At 68.2% G+C, this 16,152-nt stretch carries 12 protein-coding genes and 1 pseudogene; all 13 read right to left on the minus strand.

The features are described from left to right. Window positions 1-61: 61 nt before the first annotated feature. Window positions 62-871, minus strand: coding sequence for a cyclase family protein (locus tag AB0L57_RS21760; RefSeq protein WP_364964960.1), 810 nt, complete (start codon window positions 869-871; stop codon window positions 62-64). A gap of 259 nt (window positions 872-1,130) precedes the next feature. After that, window positions 1,131-1,952, minus strand: coding sequence for an SAM-dependent methyltransferase (locus tag AB0L57_RS21765; protein ID WP_364964962.1), 822 nt, complete (start codon window positions 1,950-1,952; stop codon window positions 1,131-1,133). A gap of 107 nt (window positions 1,953-2,059) precedes the next feature. Further along, window positions 2,060-3,685, minus strand: a complete 1,626-nt coding sequence (nuoN, locus tag AB0L57_RS21770) for an NADH-quinone oxidoreductase subunit NuoN (RefSeq protein ID WP_364964965.1) — start codon at window positions 3,683-3,685, stop codon at window positions 2,060-2,062. Next, a complete protein-coding gene (locus AB0L57_RS21775) occupies window positions 3,682-5,331 on the minus strand; it encodes an NADH-quinone oxidoreductase subunit M (RefSeq protein ID WP_364964967.1) in 1,650 nt (549 codons plus the stop codon). Before AB0L57_RS21775 ends, nuoN begins: the two co-directional genes overlap by 4 nt. Beyond that, window positions 5,328-7,232 (minus strand): NADH-quinone oxidoreductase subunit L, encoded by a 1,905-nt coding sequence (gene nuoL / locus AB0L57_RS21780; RefSeq protein WP_364964969.1) that lies wholly within the window; start codon window positions 7,230-7,232, stop codon window positions 5,328-5,330. Before nuoL ends, AB0L57_RS21775 begins: the two co-directional genes overlap by 4 nt. Before the next feature lies 1 nt (window position 7,233). Continuing rightward, the gene (gene nuoK / locus AB0L57_RS21785; protein WP_025350204.1) at window positions 7,234-7,533 is read right to left on the minus strand and encodes an NADH-quinone oxidoreductase subunit NuoK; all 300 of its coding nucleotides are present in this window, start codon (window positions 7,531-7,533) and stop codon (window positions 7,234-7,236) included. 15 nt (window positions 7,534-7,548) lie between these two features. Continuing rightward, the gene (locus AB0L57_RS21790) at window positions 7,549-8,403 is read right to left on the minus strand and encodes an NADH-quinone oxidoreductase subunit J (RefSeq protein WP_364964974.1); all 855 of its coding nucleotides are present in this window, start codon (window positions 8,401-8,403) and stop codon (window positions 7,549-7,551) included. Then, entirely contained in the window at window positions 8,400-9,038 is a 639-nt protein-coding gene (nuoI, locus tag AB0L57_RS21795) for an NADH-quinone oxidoreductase subunit NuoI (protein ID WP_364965087.1), read from the minus strand. The genes AB0L57_RS21790 and nuoI overlap by 4 nt, the downstream gene beginning before the upstream one ends. Continuing rightward, a pseudogene (gene nuoH / locus AB0L57_RS21800) lies at window positions 9,012-10,259 on the minus strand (NADH-quinone oxidoreductase subunit NuoH); the annotation flags it as partial. The gene nuoI and the pseudogene nuoH, both read right to left, overlap by 27 nt. 1 nt (window position 10,260) lies before the next feature. After that, window positions 10,261-12,729, minus strand: a complete 2,469-nt coding sequence (locus tag AB0L57_RS21805) for an NADH-quinone oxidoreductase subunit G (protein ID WP_364964977.1) — start codon at window positions 12,727-12,729, stop codon at window positions 10,261-10,263. After that, window positions 12,726-14,075 (minus strand): NADH-quinone oxidoreductase subunit NuoF, encoded by a 1,350-nt coding sequence (nuoF, locus tag AB0L57_RS21810; protein WP_364964980.1) that lies wholly within the window; start codon window positions 14,073-14,075, stop codon window positions 12,726-12,728. Before nuoF ends, AB0L57_RS21805 begins: the two co-directional genes overlap by 4 nt. Then, window positions 14,072-14,830: an NADH-quinone oxidoreductase subunit NuoE gene (gene nuoE / locus AB0L57_RS21815; protein ID WP_364964982.1), complete on the minus strand. Its 759-nt coding sequence runs from the start codon at window positions 14,828-14,830 to the stop codon at window positions 14,072-14,074. The genes nuoF and nuoE overlap by 4 nt, the downstream gene beginning before the upstream one ends. After that, window positions 14,827-16,104, minus strand: coding sequence for an NADH-quinone oxidoreductase subunit D (locus tag AB0L57_RS21820; RefSeq protein ID WP_364965090.1), 1,278 nt, complete (start codon window positions 16,102-16,104; stop codon window positions 14,827-14,829). The genes nuoE and AB0L57_RS21820 overlap by 4 nt, the downstream gene beginning before the upstream one ends. Between the last annotated feature and the right edge of the window lie 48 nt (window positions 16,105-16,152).

The following is a 16,152-nucleotide window of genomic DNA, read 5'->3' on the forward strand; positions in this document are numbered from 1 at the left end:
ATGCCGCCGGTCCTCGCCCGGCCGGGCGTGACGCGAGCCCGCGGCGGGCACCGGAACCCGCTCAGGTGAGCGCGAGCACCCGGCACGGACCGCCGGTGCCGCCGCCGCGTTCGGGCGCTCCGATCACGACGGTCGCGCCGGTCGGCGCGACGGTGCCCAGTGCGGCGAGCATCTCCACGCCGTAGCGGCCCGCGCCCAGCAATGCGGTGTGCGCGCCGTAGTCGAGATCGGCGCCGCGGTCGAGGCTGAGGGTGTCTACGCCGGCGCCGACGATATCGCGTTGTGCCACCAGGTATTCCGTGGCGTCGGCGGCGAAGCCCGGTGTATGCGGTGTGCCGTGATCGTCGAGGTTGACGAATGCCGCGGGTACCGCGAGCCGGCGTTCCCAGCCGGAGTACATGGCGACGAAGGCACGCTCGGGAATCCGGCCGTAGATCCGCTCGAAGGCGTCGATGTCGTCGATGGTCACCGTGGCGTCGACATCGAAGGCCGCCTTCGCGCTGATATCGATGACGATCAGCGGCGCCACCAGATCGGTCACCGACAATGATTCGGCCGATCCGCCGAGCGGTGCGTCGAGATGCGTTCCGGTGTGCTCCCACAGTGCGATCGCGTTCTGGGCGAAACCGCCCAACGCCTGTGGGGCCACGGGGACCATGGCGAACGGCGGATTACCCGGCCAGACAGGGGTGTCCGGCCCCGGTGCGTGGGTGAGGTCGATCACCGATCCGCTGTGCGCCGCCGCCCGGTGCGCCGTCGTGGCGACGGCGAGTGCCGCGAGGCCGGCCGCGCCGCGCAGTGTGCGTCGTGGCGGCCGGGGTGCGTGGTCGGCGCCGTCGTGGGCGAGCTGGACGATGCGAGGTGCACACATACTCCGCGCAGTGTAGCGGCCGGCCGGCCGTCGGTGATGAGGTCATTCCAGATCGTGGGCGGTCGGGTGCGGCGGTTCGTACCGACCGATATCCGCGGCCCCCGGGACGGGGAGAGTGATCAGGCGTCCCCGCCGCTGTTCGCCGACCGCACCGGTGAATTCGACGCCCTTGCCACGGCGCTCGTGATCGTCGCGGCCGGATCGTCACACATCGAATACGGTTCCAGCTTCTCGCCCGCGGCGTCCGGAGCGCGGTGCATCACGGCTTGCGGGCCAGTGCGCACGAAATCAAGTGCTCCCACAGCGTCGGTTCCCGCTCGGCCGGACCGATACGCGAAATGCTCTCGTCGGGTTCGGCGGGCCGCCAACGGGTGCAGATCTCCAGGCCCGGCTCGAGGATCTCGAGATCGCCGAACAGGGCGAGGATCTCCTCGTCCGAGCGCCAGCGTCCGCGACCGAAGGTGGCCTGGAGCTTCTCCTCGGCCGCCTGGGTCTCCTCGTTGAACCCGGACCGGAAATGCGAGATGTAGACCTGTGATCCGGGCGCGAGCCGCTCGGTCCACCACCGGACCAGTTCGGCGGGATCCTCGTCGTTGTTGAGGTGATGCAGGATCGCGCTGAAGATCACGGCCACGGGCTGATCGAAATCGATGAGCCGGCTCAGTTCCGGGTGGTCGAGGATCGTCGCGGGTTCCCGCAGATCGGCGTGGACGACGGTGGTGTTGTCGTCCTCCGACAGCAGTGCGCGGCCGTGGGCCAGCACGATCGGATCGCTGTCGACGTACACCACGTGCGGTGCGTCGAGATGGCGCTGCGCGACCTGGTGCACATTGTCGACGGTGGGCAGGCCACTGCCCATGTCGATGAACTGGCGCACACCGGAATCGGCGATCGCGCCCACCGCGCGGATCATGGCCTGCCGGTTGGCGTAGGCGATCGCGACCGAACCGGGCAGATCGTTGATGAAGTAGTCGCCGACCTCTCGATCGACCGCGTAATTGTCGCGGCCGCCCAGTAGGTAGTCGTACACGCGGGCGATGCTCGGCTTGGACTGATCCACCTGGGTGGCGTTGTCGGACATGACACCTGCTTCTGTGGGGGGCGGCGTATGCCGGTCGATCCTAGAGCCACCGTTGCCGTTTCGGAGCAGCGTTCACGAGAACCGTTGCGGGCCCGGCGGTCGGCACGTCAGCCGCTGACGAAACCCACCGCCCGATCCGCCAGGTCGAGCAGGGGCTGCGGCGCGATGCCGAGTGCGAGGGTCACAGCGCCGGTGACGGCGATGACGACGGTGGTGACCGGTGCCGCCACCACCACCGGTGGTGCGTCCGGCGGATCGGTGAAGAACATCTGCACGATGACGCGGATGTAGAAGAACGCGGCGATCGCGCTGGCCACCACACCCACGATCACCAGGGCCACCGCATTTCCGCCCGCGGCCGCGGCGAACACCGCGAACTTGCTGACGAATCCGCTCGTCAGTGGAATACCGGCGAAGGAGAGCAGAAACAGCGCGAAAACCGTGGCGAGCCACGGAGATCGGCGTCCGAGCCCGGCCCATGCGGACAGCGCGGTCGCCTCGTCGCCGACGCGGTCACGCACCAGAGTGACCACCGCGAACGCGCCGATCGTGCTCACCCCGTAGGCGGCCAGGTAGAACAGCACCGACGACACGCCGTCGGAATTCGCTGCCACCAGTGCGGTGAGAATGAATCCGGCGTGCGCGACCGACGAATACGCGAGCATCCGCTTCACATCCGTCTGGGTGACCGCCATGACGGCTCCGAGCACCATGGTCGCGATGGCGACCGCGCCCAGAATCGGCCGCCAGTCCGCGCTGAGCCCGGGCACCGCGACATACAGCACCCGCAGCAGTGCTCCCACCGCGGCGATCTTGGTGGCCGCCGCCATGAACGCGGTGACCGCGGTGGGCGCGCCCTGATACACGTCGGGTACCCAGGACTGGAAGGGCACCGCGCCGATCTTGAACAGCAATCCGACCACGAGCATCGCCACGCCCAGCACCGCAAGGGTTTTCGAGCCGGAATCCCGGGCCACCGCCGCGGCGATCCCGGACAGGCGCACCGTCCCGGCGTAGCCGTACAGCAGGGCCATGCCGTAGAGGAAGAAGGCCGAGGCGAAGGCACCCAGCAGGAAGTACTTCAGTGCCGCCTCCTGGGAGAGCAACCGGCGCCGCCGCGCCAGACCGCACAGCAGATACAGCGGCAGCGACAGCACCTCGAGCGCCACGAACATCGACAGCAGATCGTTGGCGGCGGGGAACAGCAGCATGCCACCGACCGCGAACAACGTCAGCGGGAACACCTCGGTGGTGGTGAAACCCGCACGCGCCGCGGCGATCTCGTCGGAGCTGCCCGGAACCGCGGCGGCCTGCGGCGTGAACCCGTCGATCACGACGGCGCCGGACGACAGGGCCGCGGCCCGGCTCCAGGTACCCGGCCCTTCCCGGCTCGCCCGGGCGAGCCGTGGTTCGACACCGCGTTCGGCCATCAGCGCGACCGCGAGGAGGGCCACCACGAGGATGGTGCCCTGCAGCATCAGTGTCACATTGTCGATCGCCACCGCCCCGACCGCGACGGTGGCATGGGTACCCCGCAGCGCGATCACCGCGACCAGGGCCGCCACCAGCCCGCCGAAGGCGAGGACCAGGTGCACCGGATAGCGCCACGAACGCGGCAGGAACGCCTCGGCGATGACACCGGCCACGGCCACACCGAACACGACCAGCATCGGTGACAGGGCGTGGTATTCGATCGAGGGCGCCGGAACCGTCGCCGCCAGAATCTGATTCACCGCTGGTTACCTCCGCTCGGGGTGGTGGCGGCCGGTCCGGTCGCCGCCTCCGGGGTGACGGTGGGCGCCGGATCGTGTTTGCCGATCGTGGTCAGGGTGCCGGCCACCGCGGGATTGATGCGATCGAGCACCGGCTTCGGATAGGCGCCCAGCAGCAGCAGCGCCAGGATCAACGGCACCACGACGACCAGTTCGCGGGGCAACAGATCCGGTAGCCGCTCCATGCCCTTGCGCACCGGCCCGGTCATCATGCGCTGGTAGAGCCACAGCACATACAAGGCCGCCAATACCAGTGCGCCCGTGGCGAAGACGGCCGCGACCGGATATCGGGTGAAGGTTCCGGCCAGGACCAGGAATTCGCTGACGAAAGGCGCGAGACCCGGCAGCGACAAGGTGGCCAGACCCGCGATCAGGAAGGTACCGGCCAGCACGGGAGCGACCTTCTGCACACCGCCGAACTCCGCGATGACCCGGGTGCCGCGGCGCGAGACCAGGAAACCGGCGATCAGGAACAGCGCGGCGGTGGAGATGCCGTGATTGACCATGTACAGCGTCGCACCCGAGCCACCCTGGTTGGTCATCGCGAAGATGCCCAGGATGATGAATCCGAAATGCGAGATCGAGGTGTAGGCGATCAACCGCATCACATCGGTCTGCCCGATCGCCAGCAACGCTCCGTACAGGATCCCGATCACCGCCAGCGCACTGATCAGCGGTGCGTAGGTGCTCGAGGCGGACGGGAACAACAGCAGGCAGTAGCGCAGCATGCCGAAGGTGCCCACCTTGTCCACCACCGCCATCATCAGTACCGCGCTGGCCGGGGTGGCCGATACCGCCGCCCCCGGTAGCCAGGTGTGCAGCGGCCACAGCGGCGCCTTGACCGCGAAGGCGAACATGAATCCGAGGAACAGCGCGTTGAGCACCGCGGGCGCCGCGCCGAGCTGGCCGGAGTTCGCGGCGGCACTGACCGCGCGGAAATCGAAGGTCCCGTTGTCACCGCCGAGATGTGCGCGCGCCGTGAGGACATACAGTCCGATCACCGCGGCCAGCATGATCAATCCGCCGAACAGGTTGTACAGCAGGAACTTCACCGCCGCGCGCGAACGCTGCTGGCGCTGGGCCAGTTCCGCGGCCGCCGATCCGTCACCGGCGGCGCGGGGGCCGAATCCGCCGATGAGGAAGTACATCGGGATCAGCATGACCTCGAAGAACACGTAGAACAGCAGAATGTCGAGCGAGACGAACGAGATCAGGACCATGGACTCGACGACGAGCGTCAGTGCCACATAGATGTGGGCGACCCGCCGCCCGGTTCCCGCGGCCCGGTCGTCCTTCCAGCCCGCCACGATGAGCAGCGGGACCAGCGCTGCGGTCAGCAGCAGCAACACCAGTGCGATGCCGTCCACACCGAGGGTGTAGCCGGCGCCGAAAGCCGGTATCCAGCGGTGGGATTCGACGAGTTGATACTGCGGCCCGCCGGGATCGAATCGCACCGCCACCACGATCGCGACCGCCAGTGTCGCGAGCGCGATCACCACACCGGTGGCACGGGCCAGGGTGCGGCGTGCGGCCGGAACCACCAGCACGACAGCGGCACCGGCCAGGGGCAGCAGCCACAGTGTGGTCAGCCAGGGATACTCCGTCACAGCAACCTCACCGCCAGCAGGGCCGCGACCACCAGGGCCGCGCCGGTGAACATGGACAGGGCGTAGGACCGCACGAATCCGGTCTGTACGCGCCGGATTCGAGCCGACAGCCCCCCGATCACCGCGGCGACGGAATTGACGACGCCGTCGATACCGCGATTGTCGAGGAAGACCAGCGAACGGGTCAGATGGGTGCCGGGGCGCATGAACGCCGCCTCGTTGAACGCGTCACCGTAGAGATCGCGGCGCGCGGCCACCGTCAACGGCGTCACCCGCTCGGGTGCGGTGCGCGGCACCGGCGCCGTCGCGTAGGAACGGTAGGCGATGCCCACCCCGATCGCGACGACCACCAGCGCGGCGACGGTGACAACCCACGCCGGGACGGCACTCTCGTGATGTTCGGTGCCGACGACCGGGGCCAGCCAGTCCTGCAGCGAGGAACCGAAGACGAAGATGCCACCGGAGAACACCGATCCGAGTGCGAGCACGATCATCGGCCCGGTCATCGAGGCCGGTGCTTCGTGTGGATTCGGCTCCGCGCCGGTATCGGTTGGCGCCCAGCGCTTTTCGCCGAAGAACGTCAGCAGCACCACCCGGGTCATGTAGAACGCGGTGATCCCGGCGCCCAGCAGGGCCGCCGCGCCCAGAGTGATGCCCGCGGCGCCGCCGTATCCGAACGCCGCCTCGATGATGCGGTCCTTGGAGAAGAACCCCGCGAACGGCGGAACGCCGATGATCGCCAGATATCCCAGACCGAACGTGACGAAGGTGATCGGCAGATAGGTGCGCAATCCGCCGTAGCGCCGCATATCGGTCTCGTCGTTCATGGCGTGCATGACCGAGCCCGCGCCGAGGAACAACCCGGCCTTGAAGAAGCCGTGGGTGAGCAGATGCATGATCGCCACCGCGTATCCGGCCGGGCCCAGTCCCGCGGCCAGCACCATGTAACCGATCTGGCTCATGGTGGAGGCGGCCAGCGCCTTCTTGATGTCGTCCTTCGCACAACCGATCACGGCGCCGAAGAGCAGGGTCACCGCGCCGACGACGAGGACCGCGGCGCGCGCGGCGGGCGCGGCATCGAAGAGGGGATTGGACCGCGCGATCAGGTACACGCCCGCGGTCACCATGGTCGCCGCGTGGATCAGCGCCGACACCGGGGTCGGACCCTCCATCGCATCCCCGAGCCACGACTGCAGCGGTACCTGCGCCGATTTACCGCAGGCGCCGAGCAGCAGCAACAGTCCCAGTGCGGTGAGGGTGCCCTGGCTCGCCTGGCCGACGCCCGCGAACACCTGCCCGAAGTCCACCGAGCCGAAGGTCGCGAACATGAGGAACAGCGCGATCGCCAGCCCCATGTCACCGACCCGGTTGACGATGAACGCCTTCTTCGCCGCCGCTGCGGCACTGGGCTTCTCGTGCCAGAACCCGATCAGCAGGTAGGACGCGAGGCCGACGCCCTCCCAGCCGAGATAGAGCACCAGATAGTTGTCGGCCATGACCAGGACGAGCATCGCGGCGAGGAACAGGTTGAGGTAGGCGAAGAATCGCCGCCGCGCCGGATCGTGGGCCATGTAGCCGACCGAGTAGATGTGGATGAGCGAGCCGACGCCGGTGATCAGCAGGACGAAGCACATCGTCAGCTGATCGAGCTGCAGGGCGAACTGGGCCTGCAGTCCCGCCACCGGCACCCAGTCGAAGAAGTTGTGCGCGATGGGGCGGGCCGTGTCCGCGCGCCCGAGCATCGCCACGAACGCCCACACCGCGACACCGAACGCGCCCAGGGCGGTGCCACATCCGAGCCAGTGTCCCCAGCGGTCGCTGATCCGTCCCGTGAGCAGCAGGACGAGGGCGCCGGCGGCGGGGAGGGCCGGCAGCAGCCACAGCAGATTCCCGGTATCCACGTCAGTACTTCAACAGGTTGGCGTCGTCGACCGAGGTCGAGCGGCGGGTACGGAAGATGGTCATGATGATCGCGAGCCCCACCACCACTTCGGCGGCGGCCACCACCATGGTGAAGAAGGCGAACACCTGGCCGTCGAGGTTGTGATGCTGGCGAGCGAAGGTGACGAAGGCCAGATTCACCGCGTTGAGCATGAGCTCGATGCACATGAACACCACGATCGCGTTGCGCCGCACCAGTACCCCGGCCGCGCCGATGGTGAACAACAGTGCGGACAGATACAGGTAGTTGTCCGGATTCACCGCGGAGCCTCTCTCTCAGCCGTGTGTGGAGGGGGAATCGTCGTCGGCCCCGGCCCCGGTCCCGGGAGCGTTCCCGGAATCGTTGTCGCCGTTGCCGGTTCGCATACCGATGAGGGCGGATTCGGTGTGCGCCCGGCGGAGTCGATGACGCAGGATGGTGCTCACCGACTCCTCGGCGAAGGAACCGTCGGGCAGCCGGGCCGGTACGTCGACCGCGTTGTGCCGGGCATACACGCCGGGGGTCGGCAGCGGCGTGATTCGCCGGCCCTCACGCAGCCGGCGCTCGGATTGCTCGCGCTGACCGGTCCGCGGGCCGAACCGTTCCCGGTGGGCCAGCACCATCGCGCCGATGGTCGCCGTGATCAGCAGTGCGCCGGTGAGCTCGAAGGCCCATACGTAGCGGATGAACAGCAGATCGGCGAGCGCGGAGATGGGATCGGTGCCGAAGCCGGGCCCGGTGACGGCGACCGAATCGTCACGTACGCCGCGCGCGATGGCCGCGATCAGCAGCAGTCCGAAGCCGATGCCGACCACGATCACCGCCAGGCGATGCCCACGCAGGGTCTCCCGCAGCGACTCGGCCGAATCCACGCCGACGAGCATCAGTACGAACAGGAACAGCATCATGACCGCGCCGGTGTACACCACGATCTGCACCACGCCCAGGAACAACGCGTCCTGCGCGATGTAGAACACCGACAGCGTGATCATGGTGGCCGCCAGGCACAGTGCCGAATGCACGGCCTTGCGCGCGCACACCATGCCCAGGGCACCGGCCACCGCGATCACCGCGAGCACCCAGAACAGCACGGCCTCACCGGTTCCGGTGCGGGCGACCGCCTCGGCGGCGAGGATGTCGGCGGGATTCATCGCGCACCTCCCTGCGCCGCGACGGCCGCGCTCGCCGTGCCGGGGTTTGCGGGCGCCGGTGCGGCGGTGCGGAGTCCGGTGTCGAGGTCGGTGCCGGGTGCGGCGGGAACCGCACCGAGGTAGTAGTCGGCCTCGGTGGCACCGGGATAGGCCGCGTGCGGGGGCGCGATCATGCCCTCGGCCAGCGGGGCCAGCAGCCGGTCCTTCTCATAGATCAGATCGGCGCGATTGTCATCGGCCAGTTCGTATTCGTTGGTCATCGTCAGCGCCCGGGTCGGGCACGCCTCGATACACAGTCCGCAGCCGATGCAGCGCAGATAGTTGATCTGGTACACGCTGCCGTAGCGTTCGCCGGGGGAGTACCGCTGCTCGTCGGTGTTGTCGGCGCCCTCGACGTAGATCGCGTCGGCGGGGCACGACCACGCGCACAGTTCGCAGCCGATGCATTTCTCCAGTCCGTCCGGATGCCGGTTGAGCTGGTGGCGGCCGTGATAGCGGGCGGCGGTGGGTACCTTCTGTTCGGGATAGAACTCGGTGTTCTTCTTCTTGAACATCGTGGCGAAGGTGACCCAGAATCCCGCCAGCGGTGCCAGCAGACCGGCTTTCGACCCGGACGGCGCCGCGTCCGCGGGCATCGGCGGCACCGGGAAATCCGCGAACTGCTGCGATGTGGAGGATTCCGGGAGCGGCGGATTGTCACCGGCGTGACCGGCACGCAGCATGATGGCCAGCAGGCCGATCGAGATGATCACCCCGGCGACGACCAGACCCGTGGTCTGCACATCGTGGCCCTCGTTCTGGATCACCTTCAGCGTCGCCACGATCATCACCCACAGCAGCGACACCGGAATGAGCAGCTTCCAGCCGAGATTCATGAACTGGTCGTAGCGCAGCCGTGGCAGTGTGCCGCGCAGCCAGATGAAGACGAACAGGAACGTCCACACCTTGAGGGTGAACCACAGCAGCGGCCACCAGCCCGCATTCGCCCCGTCCCACAGATTGACCGGGAACGGTGCATGCCAGCCGCCGAAGAACAGCGTGGTCGCCAGCGCCGAGACGGTGCCCATGTTGATGTACTCGGCCATCATGAACATGGCGAACTTCAGCGAGGAGTACTCGGTGTGGAAGCCGCCGACCAGCTCACCCTCGGCCTCGGGCAGATCGAACGGGGCACGGTTGGTCTCGCCGACCATCGATACCGCGTAGACGAGGAACGACGGCAGCAACAGCCACACGTTCCAGGTGCCCCACTGGCGTTCGACGATGCCGGAGGTCGACATCGTCCCCGCCAGCAGGAACACCGCCGCGAAACAGGCCGCCATCGCGATCTCGTAGGAGATCACCTGGGCGGTGGAACGCAGCCCGCCCAGCAGCGGATAGGTCGATCCGGACGACCACCCGGCCAGCACGATCCCGTACACGCCGATGGAGGCCATGGCCAGGATGTAGAGCACGCCGACGGGCATGTCGGTGAGCTGCAGGGGAGTGCGGGTGCCGAAGATCGACACCTCCGGGCCGAGCGGGATCACCGCGAAGGCCATCACGGCCGGAATGAGTGCGACGATCGGCGCCAGAATGTAGATCGGCTTGTCGACCATCGCGGGGATGATGTCCTCCTTGAGGAGCATCTTCACACCGTCGGCGATCGATTGCAGTGACCCGCGCGGCCCGACCCGGTTGGGGCCGACCCGCATCTGCATCCACGCCACGACCTTGCGTTCGATGACGACGCCGAGCAGCGGGATCAGCAGCAGGAAGACGAAGATCCCGATGGATTTGACCACGACCAGCCACCATGGATCGTGGCCGAAGGCCGTCAGATCGGCGGGCGCCGCGAGCAGCCCCGCCGGCGACATCTCACTCATGGTGATCCTCCCGTTGGATGCGCACCCGGTGCCCGAGCGCGGCCGTGAGGCGGTCGTTGACCTGCGAGTCGCCCGAATTCCACGGCAACCACACGACGCGATCGGGCATGTCGGCGATTTCGAGTGGCGCCACGATGCGGCCGTGCCCGGTGCTCACCCGCACCGAATCGCCGGTGGTGACACCGATTTCGGCGGCGGTGGCGGCGGAGAGTCGCACCACCGCCGGCCGCGCGGTGCCGGCGAGATTCGGTTCGCCGTCCTGCATGCGGCCGTTGTCGAGCAGCATGCGCCAGCCTCCGAGAATCGCGGTGCCGGTCTCGGTGGTGGGCACCCGCACCGGCGGGTAGGACGGCAGCTGCGGGCGGGGCCCGTTCCAGCTGCCCAGCGCATCGAGTTCGGCGCGGACGGATTCGACGGTGGGCAGGGCCAGCCGCACGCCCATCTCGTCGGCCAGTGAATGCAGGACCCGATGGTCGGCCAGTGGTGCCGCTTGCCGCCGGACCGTCGCATCGGCGAGGGCGGCGCCGAATGGGCGCGGCCGGCCCTCCCAGGTGAGGAAGGTGCCCGCTTTCTCCATCGCGGACGCGACCGGGAACACCACGTCGGCCAGCTCGGTGACCGCGCTGCGGCGCAGTTCGAGACTGACCACGAACCGCGCGGCCGTCACGGCGGCGAGTGCGGCGCCCGGATCGGGCAGGTCGCCGAGTTCGACACCGCCGATCAGCAGGGCGCCCGGCTGCCGGGCGGGGGAGAGCATCGAGCGGGTGTCACGGCCCGGCGCCGACGGCAGCTCGTCGACCTGCCAGACACGTTGAACCTGCTGTCGTGCAAGCGCATTCGCGATCGGGCGGCCACCGGGTAGCAGTTGCGGCAGCGCGCCGGCCTCCAGTGCGCCGCGTTCGCCCGCGCGCCGGGGCACCCACGCGATCGTGGCCTCGGTGGTCTCGGCGAGCGCCGCCACCGCCGACAACGCACCAGGTATCGCCGCGAGGCGCTCTCCGGCCAGGATCACCACGCCGGGGGTGCGCAGGGCGCGCGCGAGTTCGTCCAGTCCGGGTGGATCGGGCGGACATTCGTATCCGGCGCCGGATACCGCGAGAGCCTGCAACAGCCGGCCCTCGTCACCGGGAACCGTCGGGATCAGCCGGCCCGAGAGCCGCCGGAGTCCGCGGGTGGTGCAGGCGGCCAGCGAGTAGATCGTGGTGGCGGATCTGCGGACGGCCTTGCGCAGGCGCAGATGCAGGATCGGGCATTCGTCCTCGGGCTCGAGCCCCACGAGCACCACGACCGGCGCCGTTTCGAGTGCGGTGTAGTCCACGGACACACCGCGCCCGGCGACCGATGCCGCCAGGAAGTCCGATTCCTCGGCCGAGCAGGCCCGCGCCCGGAAGTCGATATCGTTGGTGCCCAGTGCGATTCGGGCGAATTTCGCATACGCGTAGGCATCTTCGACGGTGACCCGGCCACCGACCAGGACACCGGCGTCACCGTGCGCGGCGGCCAGTCCGGCGCCGGCCCGGGCGAGTGCCTCCGACCAGGACGCCGCGACGAGCTGACCGTTCTCGTCGCGGACCAGCGGGGTGGTGAGGCGATCCGGTTCGGTGGCGTAGGCGAAGGCCCAGCGGCCCTTGTCGCAGTTCCACTCCTCGTTGACCTCCGGATCGTCACCGGCCAAGCGCCGCAGCACCTTTCCACGCCGATGATCGGTGCGCTGCGCGCAACCGGCGGCACAGTGCTCACACACCGCGGGACTCGATACCAGGTCGAAGGGCCGCGCCCGGAAACGGTAGGTCGTGCCGGTCAGCGCGCCGACCGGGCAGATCTGCACCGTGTTCCCGGAGAAGTACGAGTCCATCGGCTCGCCCTCGGCGATCCCCACCTGCTGCAGTGCGCCCCGGTCGAGGAGTTCGATGAACGGGTCACCCGCGATCTGCTGCGAGAATCGGGTGCACCGGGCGCACAGCACACACCGCTCCCGATCCAGCAGGACCGCCGGTGACAGCGGAATCGGCTTGGGGTAGGTGCGTTTGACGCCCTCGAATCGCGATTCCGGCCGGCCGCTGGACATCGCCTGGTTCTGCAGCGGGCATTCGCCGCCCTTGTCACACACCGGGCAGTCCAGCGGATGATTGATCAGCAGCAGCTCCATCACCCCGGCCTGCGCCCGCTGCGCCGCCGGTGAACCGAGCTGGGTGTGCGCGACCATTCCCTCCGCGACGCCCATGGTGCAGGAGGCGACGGGTTTGCGCTGCCCATCGACCTCGACGAGGCATTGGCGGCACGCCCCGACCGGTTCGAGCAGGGGATGGTCGCAGAAGCGGGGGATCTGGATCCCGGCGAGTTCCGCGGCGCGGATCAGCAGGGTTCCGGCGGGGACCGACACCGTCGAGTCGTCGATGGTGACGGTGACCAGATCCTGGGGTATGACGCCACTGCTGTCGTGGCTGACGGTCGCGGTCATCGCACTCCTCGGTCGGGCGTGGCATCGGCCGTATCGGAGGAGGCGGCCCATGCGGTCGAGCGGGCGGGATCGAATGGGCACCGGCCCAGCCGGATGTGGTCGTCGAATTCGTCGCGGAAGTATCGGAGCGAGGAGATGATCGGGCTGGCCGCACCGTCACCGAGCGCGCAGAAGGATTTGCCGTTGATGTTGTCGGCGATATCGAGCAGCGTCGCGATATCGGTGTCGGTTCCGGCGCCGGACTCGAGGCGCTGCAGCAACTGGACGAGCCAGTAGGTGCCCTCGCGGCAGGGGGTGCATTTACCGCAGGACTCGTGTGCGTAGAACTCGGTCCAGCGCAGCACCGCGCGTACCACGCAGGTGGTGTCGTCGAAGATCTGCAGCGCCTTGGTGCCCAGCATCGACCCGGCCGCGCCCACGCCCTCGTAGTCGAGTGCGACATCGAGGTGCTCGTCGGTGAACAGGGGCGTCGAGGATCCGCCGGGCGTCCAGAACTTGAGCGTGTGCCCGGCCCGCAATCCGCCGGCGTGTTCGAGCAGTTCGCGCAGGGTCACCCCGAGGGGGGCCTCGTACTGTCCGGGCCGGGTGACGTGCCCCGACAGCGAATACAAGGTGAAGCCGGGCGATTTCTCCGATCCCATCGACCGGAACCACTCGATGCCGTTGGTGAGGATCGCGGGCACGCTGGCGATCGATTCCACATTGTTGACCACTGTCGGGCAGGCGTACAGGCCCGCGACCGCCGGGAACGGCGGACGCAGCCGGGGCTGGCCGCGGCGGCCCTCGAGCGAGTCGAGCAGCGCGGTCTCCTCACCGCAGATGTAGGCTCCGGCGCCGGCGTGCACGATCAGCTCGAGATCGAATCCGGAGCCGAGGATGTCACGGCCGAGATAGCCTGCCGCATAAGCCTCTTCGACCGCCGCCTGCAACCGGCGCAGGACCGGTAGCACCTCACCGCGGACATAGATGAACGCATGCGATGCGCGAATGGCGTAGGCGGCGATGATCGCGCCCTCGATGAGTACGTGCGGTGTCGCCATCATCAGCGGCATGTCCTTGCACGTTCCGGGCTCGGACTCGTCGGCATTGACGACCAGATAATGCGGCTTGCCCGCGGCAGGGGAGCCCTCGCGGTCCTGCGGGATGAAACCCCACTTCATCCCGGTCGGGAATCCGGCACCGCCGCGACCGCGCAGACCGGCGTCCTTCACCATGGCGATGACCTCGTCGGGAGCCATGCCCAGCGCCCGCGACAGCGCGCGGTAGCCGTCGTACCGGCGGTAGGTGTCCAGTGTCCAGGAGCGGGGTTCGTCCCAGTAGCGGGTGAGTACGGGCGCCAGTGTCATCGCTGTTCCCCCGCATCGGACCGGGGAGCATCCGCGTCCGGCATCGGTTCGCCCCGCGCGACACGCAGCCCGGCCAGGGTGGCCGGGCCGGGCTCGCCGTCGTTGGCACCCGCGCGCCGATCGGGAAATCCGGCGAGAATCCGGGCGGTCTCGCGGAAGGTGCACACCGGAGCGCCGCTGCGGGATCCGGTGACCTGCTCACCCGCGCGCAACGAGTCCACCAGAGCCCGTGCCGATTCGGGTGTCTGATTGTCGAAGAACTCCCAGTCGACCATCACCACCGGGGCGTAGTCACAGGCGGCGTTGCACTCGACATGGTCGAGGGTGACGGTGCCGTCGGCGGTCGTCTCGCCCGCGGCCGTGCCGAGATGTGCTGCGAGAGTTGCCAATATCTCGTCGCCACCCATGACGGCGCACAGCGTGTTCGTGCAGACGCCGACGTGATGCTCACCGGTCGGGGTGCGGCGGTACATGGTGTAGAAGGTCGCCACGGCGGTGACCTCGGCATCGGTCAGGCCGAGTTGTTCTGCGCAGAAGGCGATTCCGGTACTCGACACGAATCCTTCGACGCTCTGCACCAGATGCAGCAACGGGAGCAGGGCCGATCGGGATTGCGGATAGCGGTCGATGATGACGCGGGCCTCTTCGCGCAGACGCCGCTCGACCTGGGGCGGGAACGGCACCGGGCGGCGGGACAACTCCAGCGCCACGATGTTCGGCCGGGCGGAGGTGGCCGGGATCGGTTCGGCGGTCATCGGTCCACACCACCCATCACCGGATCGATACTGGCGACCGAGGCGATCACGTCGGCGACCATGCCGCCCTCGCACATCGCCGCCACCGCCTGCAGATTGGTGAACGACGGATCGCGGAAGTGCACGCGATAGGGCCGCGTGCCGCCGTCGGAGACCATATGCACTCCCAATTCCCCACGCGGTGATTCGACCGCCGTGTAGACCTGGCCCGGCGGGACTCGCATCCCCTCGGTGACCAGCTTGAAGTGGTGGATGAGCCCTTCCATCGACGTGCCCATGATGGTGCCGATGTGCTCGGGCGAATTCCCGAGCCCGTCGGGTCCGAGCTTCAGATCGGCGGGCCACGCGATCTTCTTGTCGCTCACCATCACCGGACCGGGGCGCAGGCGGTCCAGGCACTGCTCGGCGATCTTCAGCGACTCCTTCATCTCCTTGATCCGGATCAGATAGCGGCCGTAGCAGTCGCAGCCGGCATCGGTCACGACATCGAATTCGTAGCTCTCGTAACCGCAGTAGGGCTGGGACCTGCGCAGGTCGTGCGGCAGGCCGGTGGATCGCAGCACCGGCCCGGTGACACCGAGCGCCATGCACGCGGGCAGATCGAGATATCCGATGCCGCGGGTGCGGGCCTTGAAGATCGGATTCTCGTTGAGCAGCAACTCCATGTCGCGCAGCCGTTTCGGCATGAGCGCCAGCAGATCCCGGATCTTGCCGACCGCGTCGTAGGGCAGGTCCTGTGCCAGTCCGCCCGGCCGGATGTAGGCATGGTTCATACGCAGGCCGGTCACGTTTTCGAAGATGTCGAGAATCAGCTCGCGCTCGCGGAATCCGAACAGCATCGGAGTCAGCGCACCGAGTTCCATACCGCCGGTGGCCAGCGCCACCAGATGCGAGGAGATGCGATTGAGCTCCATCAGCATGACCCGGATGATGCTCACCCGATCGGGAATGTCGTCGGTGATGCCGAGCAGCCGTTCCACCGCCAGGCAGTACGCGGTCTCGTTGAACAGGGGGGACAGATAGTCCATGCGGGTCACGAAGGTGACACCCTGCACCCAGTTGCGGAATTCGAGGTTCTTCTCGATTCCGGTGTGCAGGTAGCCGATTCCGCACCGGGCCTCGGTCACCGTCTCGCCCTCGATCTCGAGGATGAGGCGCAGCACGCCGTGGGTGGACGGGTGCTGCGGGCCCATGTTGACCACGATGCGTTCTTCGGCGGCGCCGTCGAGGGCCTCGCGCACATCGTCCCAATCCTGGCCCACCACCGTGACCATCGACGAGCGTGCGGGCGATTCGGTATCGGAATTTGTTGTGGCAGAGGT

Origin of the sequence: Nocardia sp. NPDC052254 (assembly GCF_040679495.1) — a bacterium.
In the GTDB taxonomy this organism is placed as follows: Bacteria; Actinomycetota; Actinomycetes; order Mycobacteriales; family Mycobacteriaceae; genus Nocardia.

Excerpts from the sequence above, each read along its gene's own strand:
- AB0L57_RS21765 (WP_364964962.1), bottom strand. The coding sequence starts at position 1,952 with ATGTCCGACAACGCCACCCAGGTGGATCAGTCCAAGCCGAGCATCGCC.
- nuoF (WP_364964980.1), bottom strand. The coding sequence starts at position 14,075 with ATGACACTGGCGCCCGTACTCACCCGCTACTGGGACGAACCCCGCTCC.
- AB0L57_RS21805 (WP_364964977.1), bottom strand. The coding sequence starts at position 12,729 with ATGACCGCGACCGTCAGCCACGACAGCAGTGGCGTCATACCCCAGGAT.
- AB0L57_RS21790 (WP_364964974.1), bottom strand. The coding sequence starts at position 8,403 with ATGAATCCCGCCGACATCCTCGCCGCCGAGGCGGTCGCCCGCACCGGA.
- AB0L57_RS21820 (WP_364965090.1), bottom strand. The coding sequence starts at position 16,104 with ATGGTCACGGTGGTGGGCCAGGATTGGGACGATGTGCGCGAGGCCCTC.
- nuoE (WP_364964982.1), bottom strand. The coding sequence starts at position 14,830 with ATGACCGCCGAACCGATCCCGGCCACCTCCGCCCGGCCGAACATCGTG.
- nuoI (WP_364965087.1), bottom strand. The coding sequence starts at position 9,038 with ATGCCCGCGGACGCGGCGCCGTCCGGGTCGAAAGCCGGTCTGCTGGCA.
- AB0L57_RS21760 (WP_364964960.1), bottom strand. The coding sequence starts at position 871 with ATGTGTGCACCTCGCATCGTCCAGCTCGCCCACGACGGCGCCGACCAC.